This is a genomic window from Mycolicibacterium stellerae (assembly GCF_003719305.1).
Taxonomy (GTDB): domain Bacteria; phylum Actinomycetota; class Actinomycetes; order Mycobacteriales; family Mycobacteriaceae; genus Mycobacterium; species Mycobacterium stellerae.
Map to the genome: position 1 here is coordinate 143,817 of NZ_RARC01000014.1, position 12,768 is coordinate 156,584.

General features: G+C 66.7%; 12 protein-coding genes. 4 read left to right on the forward strand and 8 right to left on the reverse strand.

Features of this window, described 5'->3' with window-relative positions; genetic code table 11:
* The first annotated feature begins 48 nt into the window (after positions 1-48).
* Positions 49-513, forward strand: coding sequence for a DUF5994 family protein (locus tag D6M19_RS18725; RefSeq protein WP_123026747.1), 465 nt, complete (start codon positions 49-51; stop codon positions 511-513).
* On the opposite strand, the gene D6M19_RS18730 is transcribed toward D6M19_RS18725, so the two are convergent.
* The 4 genes from D6M19_RS18730 to D6M19_RS18740 form a co-directional block, all read right to left on the reverse strand.
* Positions 505-1,833, reverse strand: coding sequence for a DEAD/DEAH box helicase (locus tag D6M19_RS18730; protein WP_123026749.1), 1,329 nt, complete (start codon positions 1,831-1,833; stop codon positions 505-507). The two genes, D6M19_RS18725 and D6M19_RS18730, sit on opposite strands and share 9 nt — an antisense overlap.
* A 241-nt stretch (positions 1,834-2,074) precedes the next feature.
* The gene (gene stpK7 / locus D6M19_RS18735) at positions 2,075-3,889 is read right to left on the reverse strand and encodes a serine/threonine protein kinase StpK7 (RefSeq protein ID WP_123026750.1); all 1,815 of its coding nucleotides are present in this window, start codon (positions 3,887-3,889) and stop codon (positions 2,075-2,077) included.
* A 95-nt stretch (positions 3,890-3,984) separates the two neighbouring features.
* Positions 3,985-4,140, reverse strand: a complete 156-nt coding sequence (locus tag D6M19_RS34295; RefSeq protein WP_164478572.1) for a hypothetical protein — start codon at positions 4,138-4,140, stop codon at positions 3,985-3,987.
* A 191-nt stretch (positions 4,141-4,331) separates the two neighbouring features.
* Positions 4,332-5,912: a serine/threonine-protein kinase gene (locus D6M19_RS18740; RefSeq protein ID WP_123026752.1), complete on the reverse strand. Its 1,581-nt coding sequence runs from the start codon at positions 5,910-5,912 to the stop codon at positions 4,332-4,334.
* A gap of 193 nt (positions 5,913-6,105) precedes the next feature.
* Between D6M19_RS18740 and D6M19_RS18745 the strand changes: the two genes are divergently transcribed.
* Positions 6,106-6,585, forward strand: coding sequence for a hypothetical protein (locus tag D6M19_RS18745; RefSeq protein WP_123026753.1), 480 nt, complete (start codon positions 6,106-6,108; stop codon positions 6,583-6,585).
* A 27-nt stretch (positions 6,586-6,612) separates the two neighbouring features.
* Here the strand turns inward: D6M19_RS18745 and D6M19_RS18750 are convergent, their stop codons facing one another.
* Positions 6,613-7,968, reverse strand: coding sequence for an alpha/beta hydrolase domain-containing protein (locus D6M19_RS18750; protein ID WP_123026755.1), 1,356 nt, complete (start codon positions 7,966-7,968; stop codon positions 6,613-6,615).
* Between the two features lie 36 nt (positions 7,969-8,004).
* Between D6M19_RS18750 and D6M19_RS18755 the strand changes: the two genes are divergently transcribed.
* Positions 8,005-8,391, forward strand: a complete 387-nt coding sequence (locus D6M19_RS18755; protein ID WP_123026756.1) for a DUF2237 family protein — start codon at positions 8,005-8,007, stop codon at positions 8,389-8,391.
* 15 nt (positions 8,392-8,406) lie between these two features.
* Here D6M19_RS18755 and D6M19_RS18760 read toward each other — a convergent pair whose 3' ends face one another.
* Complete coding sequence (locus tag D6M19_RS18760; protein ID WP_164478573.1) at positions 8,407-9,645, reverse strand: sensor domain-containing diguanylate cyclase; 1,239 nt, start codon at positions 9,643-9,645, stop codon at positions 8,407-8,409.
* 455 nt (positions 9,646-10,100) lie between these two features.
* Between D6M19_RS18760 and D6M19_RS18765 the strand changes: the two genes are divergently transcribed.
* Positions 10,101-10,790 carry a M15 family metallopeptidase gene (locus tag D6M19_RS18765; protein ID WP_234834930.1) on the forward strand — a complete coding sequence of 230 codons (690 nt, stop codon included), beginning with the start codon at positions 10,101-10,103 and terminating at the stop codon, positions 10,788-10,790.
* 3 nt (positions 10,791-10,793) lie between these two features.
* On the opposite strand, the gene D6M19_RS18770 is transcribed toward D6M19_RS18765, so the two are convergent.
* Both D6M19_RS18770 and D6M19_RS18775 read right to left on the reverse strand, forming a co-directional pair.
* Entirely contained in the window at positions 10,794-12,335 is a 1,542-nt protein-coding gene (locus D6M19_RS18770) for an alkaline phosphatase D family protein (RefSeq protein ID WP_123026760.1), read from the reverse strand.
* Between the two features lie 193 nt (positions 12,336-12,528).
* A partial coding sequence (locus D6M19_RS18775) for a DUF7157 domain-containing protein (RefSeq protein ID WP_456093865.1) occupies positions 12,529-12,768 on the reverse strand: 240 nt, incomplete at its 5' end.

Here is a 12,768-nt window from a genome sequence, read left to right on the forward strand (position 1 = left end):
GCTGGCTCGAGTACGAAAACCTCTGCGCACGAACACAATCGGCGGCAAATGTCCGGCCGCACGCGGCTCACGCTGGTATCCGAACTGGGCGGCGCGCTGGACGGTGGCTGGTGGCCGTACACATCGTCGGTCGCCAAGGAACTTCCCGAGCTGATCGAGGCGCTGGAAAGTCGACTGGGCCAAGTCATCGATATCGGCGTCAACTGGTCACCCTTGGAGGGTGTGCCCGATCTCGACTCGCTCAACTACCGCGGTAATGCCGCCGTTCGCAGCCGCAACACCCGCCCGCAACGCGTGATGACCGTGACCGGCATTCGTGCCTGCGCGCGACTCCTGGTGGTGCCGTGCCAGACCAGCACAGCGCTCGCCGTCATGTTGCTGCGACGCGCCGCCGGGCTGGCAGTCTTCTCGGTCCACCGGGACACCGACGCGTTCAGGACGGCAGAGGACATCGTCCTCGCCGCCCGCGCCGAGCACCCGATGTTTGCGAGGTCGGCGTCCGGCTCAGCGTGAAACGCTGCGCCGACGGCCTGCGGAGTTGCGATGCTGACCGCGCGCAGCGCCGCCATTACCCGCATTACCTGAAGCGCGCCTGCGACGCGGGCCGCCGGATGTATTCGCGGCAGTAGCGTTCGCGGGCGGGTTCGGACGACGCGGAGGAGCCTTGAACGGAGCGACCTCGCCGACCAGCGCGGTCACCGGGGCCGAATTCGCGACGACCTCTTGCGGGCGGACGTTGATCCCCGCCTTGCGCATCAGTGCGTTCAGGTCCCTGCGCTGCTCAGGCAGCACGACGGTGACCACATCGCCCGAATTTCCGGCCCGTGCCGTCCGGCCGGACCGGTGCAGATAGGCCTTGTGCTCGACCGGAGGGTCAACGTGCACGACGAGTTCGACGTCGTCGACATGCACACCGCGCGCGGCGATGTCGGTGGCCACAAGCACACGCGCTTCGCCAGTGCTGAACGCGGCCAGGTTGCGATCGCGTGCGTTCTGAGAAAGGTTGCCGTGCAAGTCAACTGATGGCACCCCGGATTCGGTGAGCTGCTTGGCCAGCTTGCGGGCCTGATGTTTGGTGCGCATGAACAGGATCCGCCGTCCGGTACCGGAGGCGAGCTGCTGCACCAGTTCCTTCTTGGCCGCAACGCCCGTCACGTGGAACACGTGGTGAGTCATTTCCGGCACCGGAGAGTGCGCCTCGTCGATGGAGTGCGTCACCGGGTTGTGCAGGAACCGCTTGACGAGCTTGTCGACGCCGTTGTCCAGCGTCGCGGAGAACATCATGCGCTGCCCGCCCGCGGGTGTGGCCGCAAGGATCCGGGTCACGCCGGGCAAGAAGCCGAGGTCAGCCATGTGATCGGCCTCGTCGACAACGGTGACCTGTATGGAGTCGAGGTTGATGACGCGCTGCCGCATCAGGTCTTCGAGCCGGCCCGGGCAGGCCACGACGATGTCGACGCCGGAACGCAGTGCCGACACCTGACGGTTCTGCGGAACGCCGCCGAAGATGGTGGTGACCTTGAGCTGATGGGCGGATGCCAGCGGTTGAAGGGTCGCGGCGATCTGGGTCGCCAACTCACGAGTGGGCGCGAGCACCAGCGCGGTTGGCCGACCACGCCGCTGCATGGCTGCAAGCCGAGTGACCAGCGGGATGGAGAATGCAAGCGTCTTGCCGCTGCCGGTCTTGCCGCGGCCCAGCACATCTCGACCGGCGAGCGTATCGGGAAGCGTCTTCTCCTGAATCGGGAAAGGGGTGAGGATTCCGCGCGCGGCCAGCGACTGGATCAGCTTGTCGTCGACGCAGAGATCAGCAAAGGATTGTTGAGTAGTAATTGCGAGTGCCTTTCAGGCATTGGGTTGCACTTCGCTTGCGCGATTGATCGGCACGAGCGAGCACAAGTCTGGCGAGATTGCCGGTGGGCAATATCGATCGCCGTGAGAAAACCTTGTGCTGTGTGCACGATTGGGAAGTGATCCACGACGCTGTTGGCAAGCTTCGTTGAGCGCCAACGTTGCCTCTAAGAGTACAGGGTGGCAACCAGTCGGCGAAATCAGGCGCCGTCGTACGTCGCGTCTAGCTGATCGCGCCGTTGATGACCGGTTTGGCGATCATGCCTTTGTCCACACCCCATTTGGTGGCGATCGCCTTGTACTCGCCGGTCGACATGACGTGCTCGAGTGCCTGCCTCAGCGATTCGGCCAGCCCCGAATCCTTTTGCACCGGCCAGCCGTAGGGCGCGGTGTCGAACTGCTCGCCAGCGGGTTCCAGCGCGCCACCGCTGCCCTTGATGGCGAACCCGGTAACCGGGGAGTCCGCCGACATCGCGTCGATCTCGCCGTTGATCAGAGCCGAGGTCAGTTCGTCCTGCCTGGCGTAGGTGACGGCCTGCACCGGCGGCAACCCGGCCGCGACACACTGATCGCTCTTGGCGGGAATCTCGACGGTTTCATGGGTCGAGCCGGGCGTCATGCCGACCCGCAGCCCGCACGCCGCGTTCGGGTCGACGCCCGACCCGGTGCGCTGCGCCCACAACGTCCCCGCTTCGAAATAGGTGACGAAGTCGACCTGCTCCTGACGCTCGAGCGTGTCGGTGAACGACGACATCCCGACATTGATCTCCCCGCGCTGCACCGTCGGAATGATGTCCTCGAACAGGAACTCCCGATACTCGGGAAGGAGTCCAAGCGTCTTGGCCACCGCGTTGATCAGGTCGACGTCGAAACCGACGATGTCGCCTGCCGAGTTCTTGAATTCGTTTGGCGCATAGGGGACGTTGACGCCGATCGTCAGCCGGCCCGAGTCCCTGATTTCGGCAGGGAGTGTCGCCGCGATCGCAGGCACCAGCCCGTCGTCGGATGGCTGCGGCGTCGCCGACGTCGACGGCGGCTCCGCGGATCGGCCACCGCCGTCACGGCCGCCCCACAGCTGCCACGCCCCGAACACCAGCGCCACACCCAGCAGGACCGCGGCACCCAAGATGGCGAGGGTCTTCGCGGACACTCCACTGCGAGGCGGCTTCTGGTTGACCCGGCTCGCCGAATGCCTGCCGGAGCCGGTTGTTCGCACCGGCACGCTCAGCGCCTTGCGCGCTGCGGCGGCCATCTCACCCGCGGTCTGATAGCGCCGACCCGGCTTCTTCGACATGCCCTTGGCGATGACCTCGTCGAATGCCGCCAACCTGGCGTTGATGGCAGAGGGTTTCGGCACCGGCGCGCTGATGTGCTTGGCGATCTGCTGCTCGAGGCTGTCCACGGGGTACGGCCGCTGGCCGGTCAGGCACTCGTAGAGGACGCAGGTCAGCGCGTAGACGTCCGAGCGAGGATCGACCTCGCCGCCCTCGAACCGCTCGGGCGACATGTAGGCCATCGTGCCAAGCGTGCTGCCCGCGGTGGTCAAGCCTTGCTGGCCCGCGGTGCGCGCCAGGCCGAAGTCGATCAGGTAGGCGAAGTCGTTCTTGGTGACCAGGATGTTGGAAGGCTTGACGTCGCGGTGGATGAGGCCGAGTTCGTGCGCGGCGTCGAGAGCCGCAGCGACCTGGTCGATGATCGACACCGCCAGCGCGGGTTTGAGCGGCTTTTTGTCGTCGTCCTCGCCCAACATGGCCCCGAGGTTGCGGCCGTCGATCAGCCGCATATCCAAGTAGAGCTTCTCGTCGATCTCGCCGAAGCCGTGGATCGGCACCACATGCGGTTCGTTGATACCCGCTGCGGCCTGCGATTCACGCCGGAATCGCTGCTGGAAGACAGCGTCGCGGGCCAGGTGTGACGGCAGTACTTTGAGCGCGACGATCCGGTCGGTCCTGGTGTCGAAGGCCCTGTAGACCTCGCCCATTCCGCCCCGGCCGATCAGCTCCTGGAGCTGATATTGCCCGAATGGTGTCGCATCCACCGCGTTTACTCCTCGGCACGCGAACCCGCGCTGATGTGTTGCTTGAAGCTACACCACGTTTGCCGAGATTGTCTGCGCGTGTGTCAAGGCACCGATCAGGTCTCGTCGGCGACCTGTTCTCGGGTCTGATGGCCGCCCGGAGCGTCCGGATCGTCGTTCTGGTGGTCGAGGTCCTCCTGCAGCTCCCGCTGCTCCTCGGTCGCCTTGGACGCGTCCTTCGGCGTGGCCGGTGGATCGTTGGGTTGTCCCATGGCGCGAGGGTCGCCCGATCTCGGCGGAGCTAAACAGTCCGATCTCGGCGCGGTTACCCGTCCTATCCCACGGAGTTGAGCAGATGAGTGCCCGGCTCTTGGCGACAAAGTCGGTCGAATTGAGACGGGCTAACCGCGGGCGACTTTGTCGCCGTGAGGCGGGCACCTGACGACCGCAAGTTCGCGGCGGCTCACCGCGACCCGTACTGCAGCGCCGGCTCGTCGGAATCGACCCCGCCATTGCTGAGGATCCGGAGGCGGTCGGGCCGCACCTCGTAACGGGCGCCATCGGCCGGATTGGTGACGTTGAACCCGCCGCCGGCGGGCGTGGCGTTGTCGAGCTGAATGTTCGCCCCGTCGCGCAACCGCTCACCCCGGTACTGATACGTCCCCGAGGACGTCTCGCACACCACCGCCATGGACTGTGCCGTCTGGATCGCCGTGACAAGCGAACTGCCCGGGTCGCAGCGGGTCGTGTGGCCGACGAAGCCCTGGCCGTCTGTCCCCGTCATCCCGGCCAGGGCCGCCGCGCTCGTCGTCGGCGTCGTGCTCGACGTGGGGGTCGGCGTCGTGCTCGACGTGGGGGTCGGCGACCCGGACGTCGTGGTGACCGTCTCGGTCGTCGTGGTCGCCGACGGCGGCACCGCCAGCGTGGTCGGCTGGGTCGCGCCGCTGTCGTCGCCGCTGGAGATCAACAGCGACGCCAGCACAGCGGCCACCCCGAACAGCACGATCACCGCGGCCGCCAGCGCCACCTGTGTCCTGCCGAAACGCCTCCGCCGGGGGGCGGGCGGCCTCGGCGGCGCAGAAGGCGGCAGCTGCGCCGGATAGGGCGTGAACCCGGTGCCCGACGGATTCTCGTAGATCGCCGAGAACTGCCTCGTGTTCGTCGGCGGGTTCGGCACAGGAAGCGGCGGCCGCGGTACCTCCACCGCACCCACGGCCGCGTTGGCCGCCTTGGCCAGCGCCCCGGCCGTCGCGTACCTGTCCGATGGCTTCTTCGCCAGACCTCGGGCGATGACGTCGTCGAATGACCGCGAGATACCGCGTCGCATGATGCTCGGTCGTGGTGGCGGCGAGAACATGTGCGCGCTCATCAGCTGTCGCAAATCGCCGCCGGTGTCGAAAGGCGCCCTGCCGGTGAGGCATTCATACAGCAGACACGTCAACGAATAGATGTCGGCCGCCGGGCCGACGCGGCCGCCCGCAAACCGCTCCGCGGCCATGTACGCACACGACCCGATGATCAAGCCTGTCGACGTGACGCTCGCATCGCCTTCACCGTGCGCGATCCCGAAGTCGACGAGATATGCGAAGTCGTCCGGCGTCAGCAGCACGTTCTCCGGCTTGATGTCGCGGTGCACCAGCCCGTCGGCGTGCGCGGCGTCCAGCGCCGCTGCCACCTGCGCGATGATCGACACCGCTCGCCGCGGCTCCAGCGGGCCGTTCGCCTGCAGCTCGTCCTTCAGGCTCGCGCCCTCGACCAGCCGCATGTCGATGTACAGCGTGCCGTCGATGTCGCCGAAGTCGTGCACCGGGATGACGTGCGGTTCCTGCAACCGCGCGGCCATCCGCGATTCGCGCCGGAATCGCGCCTGGTAGCTCTTGTCCGCAGCCATCTCCGCGCGCAGCAGCTTCACCGCGACCATGCGTTCCTTGACGGTGTCGTACGCGCGGTACACCTCGCCCATGCCGCCGACACCGATCAGCGCCTGCAGCTCATACGGTCCGAATCGCGTGCCCAGCCGCGAGCCGCCCTGCGCGGAGGTCATTCACAATCCTTCCCGTTTCCCGACATGCGATGGCGCCACGGTTCGATGTGCGGCTATGGATATGTTCCCGTTTCGCACGCCCGCTTAACGTTCTACCCGCCATGACAAATTACTTCGTCATCGAAGTTAGCTGTGGTGCAGCGTGTTCGGCGGTTCGGCACACCACGCGCCCGTGAGGTCATACCGTAGCGCCATGACAGATCAGTCGCCTGCGGTCAGCATCTCGCACCCGCCTGAGGGGCTCCTGAGAGCCGTCAACCCCGCCGTGAAGTTCCTGCTGGGTACGCCGTTGGGCGGCAGCCTTCGGCGGCAGATGATGGTGCTCAATTTCACAGGCCGCAAGAGCGGGCGCAAGTATTCGGTTCCGGTCAGTGCACACCAGGTCGACGGCACCCTCTACGCGCTGGCCAGCGCAGGCTGGACGGCCAATTTCCGCGACGGCGCCAACGCCGAGGTGCTCTGGGACGGGAAGAAGACCACCATGCGCGGCGAACTCATCCGCGACCCCGCGACCGTCGCCGACCTGGCCCACCGTGTCGCAGAGTCCTACGGAGCGAAGAAGGCGCAGCGCATGATGGGGCTGCAGTTCCGCGACAACAGGATGCCGAGCCTCGAGGAGTTCACCGAGGCGGCGCGGCGTGACGGCATGCGCGCCGTCAAGTTCACCGTCTAGTACGTCCCAATACGTCGCGGCGGCGAGCTAATACGTCGCGGCGGCGAGCTCGAGGATCTCCGACCGGTCCGCCCGCACCAGGTACCCCGCGCGGATCGTCGCGTCGAGGGACTCCGTGAAGCGTTCGAGGTATTCGCCCTTGCCGCCGGGATACAGCCGGTCGCGCGTCGCTTCGTCGAACGGCTCCCCCGAACCGAACAGGTGCGCCAGGACGTTGTCGCTCTCGGCGACCCCCGAAGTCCGGGCGATCGGCACGTCGACCCACGGCGTGCGAACGCCGCCCTTGGCGATCCCGTTCGCGTCCAGGAGCAGCGGCGGTGGATCCCCTTCGCCGATCTCGATGCGGGGCGCGCTCGGCGGCGCGGTGCCGGTGCGGACCCAGTTGTCGAGGCCGGCAATCGCCGCCTGCAGGACGTAATGATGCGCAGGGGCGAAGTTGATGTAGTAGCCCATGTCCTGACCCATCAGCATCTGGGTCGGGGCATACGCCGCGGCGAGTTGGTCGATGGGCGCAGAACCGTTGTCGATGAAGCCGACCGCGATGGTGTAGGCGTCGGCGTGCGCGGTGCCCGGGATCTCCCACGTCCGCAGCCGCTCGTTGTCGGGCTGCCTGGACCGGTAGTAGCCCGCCAGCACTGCACCGACGAGGTCGGTCTCGGTGATGACGTTCATCACCGGAACACGCAGATCAGACCGGAACGGCGCGGGATCCGACGTGCCCTCTTGCAGAGACTCCAACGCGGACACACCGTCCAGCGGTGCCGCGACGCCGAAGCGGGAGTGGACCAGGAAGCCGTCGTACTCGCCCGCGATCCGGTCCACCGTATTGATGTACGTCGTCAGGAACATCGCCGACTGCGATTCCCCCACCGCGACAAAGCGTTCGGGCTCGAGCCGACCGAGGATATCGGCCTTCGCATCCCGCACCAGTTTGCCCGCCTGGCTGAAGATGTCGTAGGCGTATGCGTCACCGGGATGGTTGAGACTCGAATACCGTTGCGGATCTTGCTTTTTCAGCGACATGTCCATGCCGGTGATGGTTACCCCTCCGTCGACGCCGACCTTCTGCGCCGAGACCACCACGTACGCATAACTCGCGCGGGCAATCTCGCGGTGCGCCATCATCCAGACGGCGGGCGTGTCGATCCCGCCGCTCACGTTGAGCCACTCGACGAGGACGGTGCCGTTGAATGCCGATTCGTCGATCGGCGTCAGCGCAACGATCCGGGTCGTGTACTCCGCCTCACCGGCGGCGCCTTCACCCGCATAGGGCGACGCTGTCCCGGAGATGAAGAACTCGCTCGCGGCGTAGCCGAGGTCAGCGAGGTGGTAGCCGCCGATGAGCAAATTGGGCTTGCCTGCGACAGGCGTGACGGTTGGCATGAGACACGACACTAGTCATCAGGCGATACTGAGCCGATGCCGGATCTGAACGTGCTGGGAACACCGATGGAGCCGTGCGGCACCGACCCGCTCACAGGCTTCTATCGCGACGGCTGCTGCTCTTCTGGACCCGAGGACGTCGGCCTGCACACCATCTGCGCGGTGATGACCGCCGAGTTCCTCGAACACCAGGGCCTGATCGGCAACGACCTGTCGACGCCGCGTCCGGAATACCGCTTCCCCGGCCTGGTGCCCGGCGACCGCTGGTGCGTCACCGCCGCGAACTGGCTGAGGGCCTACGAGGACGGCCGCGCCGCACCGGTGGTGATGGCGTCCACACACGAGCGCACCCTCGACGTGGTGCCGCTGGAGGCCCTCGCCGAGCACGCCGTGGACGTGCCGGACGACCCGAGCGACCTCTGAGCGCGAGGTGGCGCGTCAGCGGCCTTGACCGCGGCCTGCCCGCTTCGCCTCGTACATCGCGCGGTCCGCGTCGCGCAGAATCGCCTCCGCGCTTCGGCCGTCGTCGCGCTCCACCTCGACGATGCCAACGCTCGCGCGGATCGACACGGACGTATCGACGATGGCGACGGGCGCCGCGAGCCGGGCCCGTAGCCGGCTCACCAGATGGTCGAGCTCAGCGCGGGTGGCATCGCCGTAGATGAGGAGTACGAACTCGTCGCCGCCGTGCCGCCCCACGACATCCGTCAAACCGACGGCCTGACGCAAACGCGTCGCCGCTGCATTCAGCAGTTCGTCGCCTGCGTCGTGGCCCAGCGTGTCGTTGGTGGTCTTGAGGTCGTCGACGTCAATGAACAACACGGCACGCAACTGCCCGCAATCGGGGGACGCCAACGCCTCACTGATCTTGCGCAACACGAACGCGCGATTGGGCAGTCCCGTCAACGGATCGTGATTGGCTTGGTAGACAAGGCGATCGAAATCCTCACGCTCCGCGGTGATGTCGGAGAACGAGACCAGCACATCCGAATCGGGGTCGCCGGAATCGAGTAACCGCACGCCGGTGCGCAGCCACTTGCGCTCGCCGGTGGGCATGTCGACGCCGTACACCTGCCCGGAGCACTCGACCACCTTGCCTTCGAAGCGCACCCCTGGACGCAGTTGGGGCGCTACCGGGTTACCGCGCGCGTCGTAGACGGCCACCGCCGCGGCCTCCCTTGCGAAGTCACCGACAGTCGCATCTGCCCCGAGGCCGTAGATCCGGATCGCCGCCGCATTGATGAGCTTGATTCGGCCGTCGAGCCGCACCACGATCACGCCTTCATCGAGCGACGCCAGGATGGCGTCGAAGCGTCGCGTCGCCACGAGGGCGCCGCCGTCGCGCAGGACGATCTGGTGGGCCGGCTCGCCGCCCCATAGCGTCAGCACCGACACCGCCTCGACGGTCAGGATCGCTCCATCGCTACGCAGCAGCTGCGTTTCGTAGGGATCGGACGCCTCACCGATCTCCCGCAGCACGGCGTTGGCCGACCGCATCTGCGGTATCGCGTCCGGTGCGAGAACTCCAGTGATGTGACGTCCGATCAACTCGTCGCTAAACTGCGCGCCCATCCATTGCACCGCAATGGCATTCAGGTAGCGGAGGCGCTCGTTTGCCACCACCAGGATGGCGTCTGGGGCATGCTCTACCAATCGGCGGAACCACTCTCCGGTCATCCGGTGGTCGATCTGCTGGCTCTCCAGCCTTCCTCCCTGCGATAGCCGTTCTTGCGCACCCTGTGCGGAAACATTTGCTCGGATGCAGTTGAGCATAGGCCCGGAAGACGGTGTTGCACCCGGCTTTCGGCGGCGCATCCGTGACGCACGTCGGCAATGCGATTAGCTGGAATCCAGCGCAACCGCCGGCCTAGCCAGAATTGACGCTGCTGCAAGTTCTTTCTGTACCACTTCAGCAACGCGGCGCACGTTTGCGCGATCTACTGATTGCCGCGACGAGTCCACCAACCTGGGCCGCAGGTAGCACACGTCCTGCAGTCGTGGGAAGGCGTGGCAAAGATTCGCTGCAGCGCTCGCGGCCGCTGACCGTGCCTCAACCGCCTGGTTTTGGCGCCCGTTATCGTTGGGCCATCAGGGATTATCGGCGAATCGCCAACATGGTGGTGCTGACCACCATGAGTGCCACCCTGTTGCAGTGCCACCCTCCGGCCGCACCGCAGCAGGCAGAACCGACCTCGTCGCCCACCACGACGACACGGTCGCCGACCTTGCCACCTCCCCCGCCGACGAGCACGTCGCCGGCACCGATGCCTGCGGCCGTTCACCGGGTCACTGCGGCCGAACTCGGCGCGACGTGGCGGCCCGGCTGCCCTGTCGGTCCGCAACTGCTGCGTCGGGTCGAGGTGGACTACGTCGGCTTTGACGGGCAGACGCACCGCGGCGAGCTCGTCGTGCACCAGGACGTGGTCGACGACATCATCGCGATCTTCTCCCAACTGCACCGAATGGGCTATCCGATCGCGAAGATGCAGGCGGTCGCCCGCTACCCCGGCGCCGAGGACGAGCTGTCGATGGAGGACAACAACACCTCGGCGTTCAACTGCCGGCTGCTGCCCTCCGGTCGCGCGTGGGCCCTGCATGCCTACGGCCGGGCGGTCGACATCAACCCGCTGATCAATCCGTTCATCGACAGCCGAGGCGACATCCAGCCGAAGACGGCCGGGCCGTACCTCGACCGCCGTCGCACCGACCCGGGAATCCTGCACGCGGGTGACCCTGCCGTGCGAGCCTTCACCGACCGCGGCTGGCGCTGGGGTGGCAACTGGCGAAACCCCAAGGACTATCAACATTTCGAGCGCCGCTAGCGCTCACATCGAATGCAATGCAGGCTCACCGTCGCCGACGACGAACGACGCCCCTGTGCGGACCGGCGCGCCGGGCCGGGAGACATAGGGCACCACCCTGAAGTCGGCTCGCAACTCGTCGGAGGCGACGCGCATCCGGACGTAACCGCGGCGGCCGTTGAAGTAGCGGATGTGCGGGTTCTCGGCGAGCACCGCAGACGTCTCGTCGCGCCCGTCGGAACCGTCGCCACCCGAGCTGATCGAAGTCGTCACCAATTCGGTCGCCACTACCGGTGACGACGGGTCGTCGGCCTTCTCGTGCACCTCGGCCGCCCAGTGCGAATGGACGTCGCCGGTCAGAACGACGGCGTTGCGAACCGGTGAGTCGACGATGCCTGCGACGATCCGGTCGCGGTTCGCGGTGTAGCCGTCCCATGCGTCGGGGTTGACCCCGCGACCCTGGCCCGGCGTCAGGTCCACCTGCGAGAAGAACACCTGTTGCCCCAGCACATCCCACCGTGCTCGCGACTGCTGAAACCCGTTGAGCAGCCAGCGTTCCTGCTCGATACCGGTCAGTGTGCGAGCCGGATCGAGTCGCTCGGTGCAGTCGGTCCGGATCTCGTCGCCGCAGGCTTGGTCGTCGCGGTACTGGCGGGTGTCGAGCATGTGGATCGTGGCCAGGTCGCCCCAGTGCACGCGTCGATAGAGCCGCATGTCGATGCCGACGGGCATCGCAGACCGGCGCAGCGGCATGTTCTCGTAATAGGCCCGCAACGCTGCAGCCCGTCGATCCAGGAACCCGGGCTGGGGTACCGACGGCGCGTCGCCCGCCCAGTTGTCGGCCACCTCGTGGTCGTCGAACACCACCAGCCACGGCGCGGCCGCGTGCGCCGCCTGCAGATCCGGGTCGGTCTTGTACTGGGCGTACCGCTGCCGGTAGTTGGCAAGCGTCACCGTTTCCGGCCCGACATGTCGACGCGGGCCGCCGCCGCCACCCGCCGCGTACTCGTACTGGTAGTCGCCAAGGTGCACAACAAGATCCGGGTGGTCGTCTGCTAGCCGGCGGTATGCGGTGAACCAACCCTGTTCATAGTTCGAACACGACGCGAAACATATTGTCATCGGCGCCAGCGACCCCGGTGCCTGCGCGGTGCGTGTCCGACCCGTCGGCGAGACATGGCCTGCGGCGCGAAACCGATAGAAATAGTGCGCGCCGGATCGCAGACCTGTCAGCTCGACGTGCACGCTGTGCGCCAACTCCGGTGCTGCCGTGGCAATTCCACGCTGGGCCACGCGGATGAAGCGGTCGTCGGTGGCGACTTCCCATTCCACGTCGACGGCGCCAGCCGGCATGCCACCAAGGCCGTCGTCGGCCAATGGCGATGGTGCAAGCCGAGTCCAGATCACCACGCCGTCGGCCGTAGGCTCGCCCGACGCAACGCCAAGGGTGAACGGGTCGGCAAGGACCGGGCTGCGACGACGCTCGGTGGTGAATCCCGCGACGGGCAGCACCGCAAGGGCAATCGCGCCCTTGAGCACCGTGCGGCGGGTTGGCGACACAGACACGGCCGAGTGTCGTCAAGTCGCCTTTCGGGACAGTGACGGCCAGGGGTACGGTGCCCCGCCAGTTCGATGACGTTACGCAAACAGGCTTCCTACGTTGGCTTTCCGCGTCATCTACAGATCGACTCGAGCGCGAAAGACCACCTTTGTACGTGGTTTCCCTGCGTGTCGCCGTGCTCCCAGGTCGCTCGCGGTGCTAGCCGGTCGGGTACATCGGCTGCGGGTCGTGGAACCTGTTGATGATCGGGATGCGCTCGATGATCTTGTCGCGTAGCCGCGGCTCCGGCTGCACGGCGGGGACCTGCGGCTGCGGCGGAACATATGCCGGAGGGGGCGTGTAGGCAGGGGGCTGCGGCACATATGCGGGCGCGGGCGGCAGCGCGGCGGGCGGAGCGGCATCCGGAACCGCTGCCGGCGCCGGCGGGGCGGCCACCAT

Bases quoted from the DNA above. Each gene is read 5' to 3' on its own strand.
- D6M19_RS18755 (WP_123026756.1), top strand. From the start codon at position 8,005: ATGCCGGATCTGAACGTGCTGGGAACACCGATGGAGCCGTGCGGCACC.
- D6M19_RS18765 (WP_234834930.1), top strand. From the start codon at position 10,101: ATGAGTGCCACCCTGTTGCAGTGCCACCCTCCGGCCGCACCGCAGCAG.
- D6M19_RS18760 (WP_164478573.1), bottom strand. From the start codon at position 9,645: ATGACCGGAGAGTGGTTCCGCCGATTGGTAGAGCATGCCCCAGACGCC.
- D6M19_RS18740 (WP_123026752.1), bottom strand. From the start codon at position 5,912: ATGACCTCCGCGCAGGGCGGCTCGCGGCTGGGCACGCGATTCGGACCG.
- D6M19_RS34295 (WP_164478572.1), bottom strand. From the start codon at position 4,140: ATGGGACAACCCAACGATCCACCGGCCACGCCGAAGGACGCGTCCAAG.
- D6M19_RS18725 (WP_123026747.1), top strand. From the start codon at position 49: ATGTCCGGCCGCACGCGGCTCACGCTGGTATCCGAACTGGGCGGCGCG.
- D6M19_RS18745 (WP_123026753.1), top strand. From the start codon at position 6,106: ATGACAGATCAGTCGCCTGCGGTCAGCATCTCGCACCCGCCTGAGGGG.
- D6M19_RS18750 (WP_123026755.1), bottom strand. From the start codon at position 7,968: ATGCCAACCGTCACGCCTGTCGCAGGCAAGCCCAATTTGCTCATCGGC.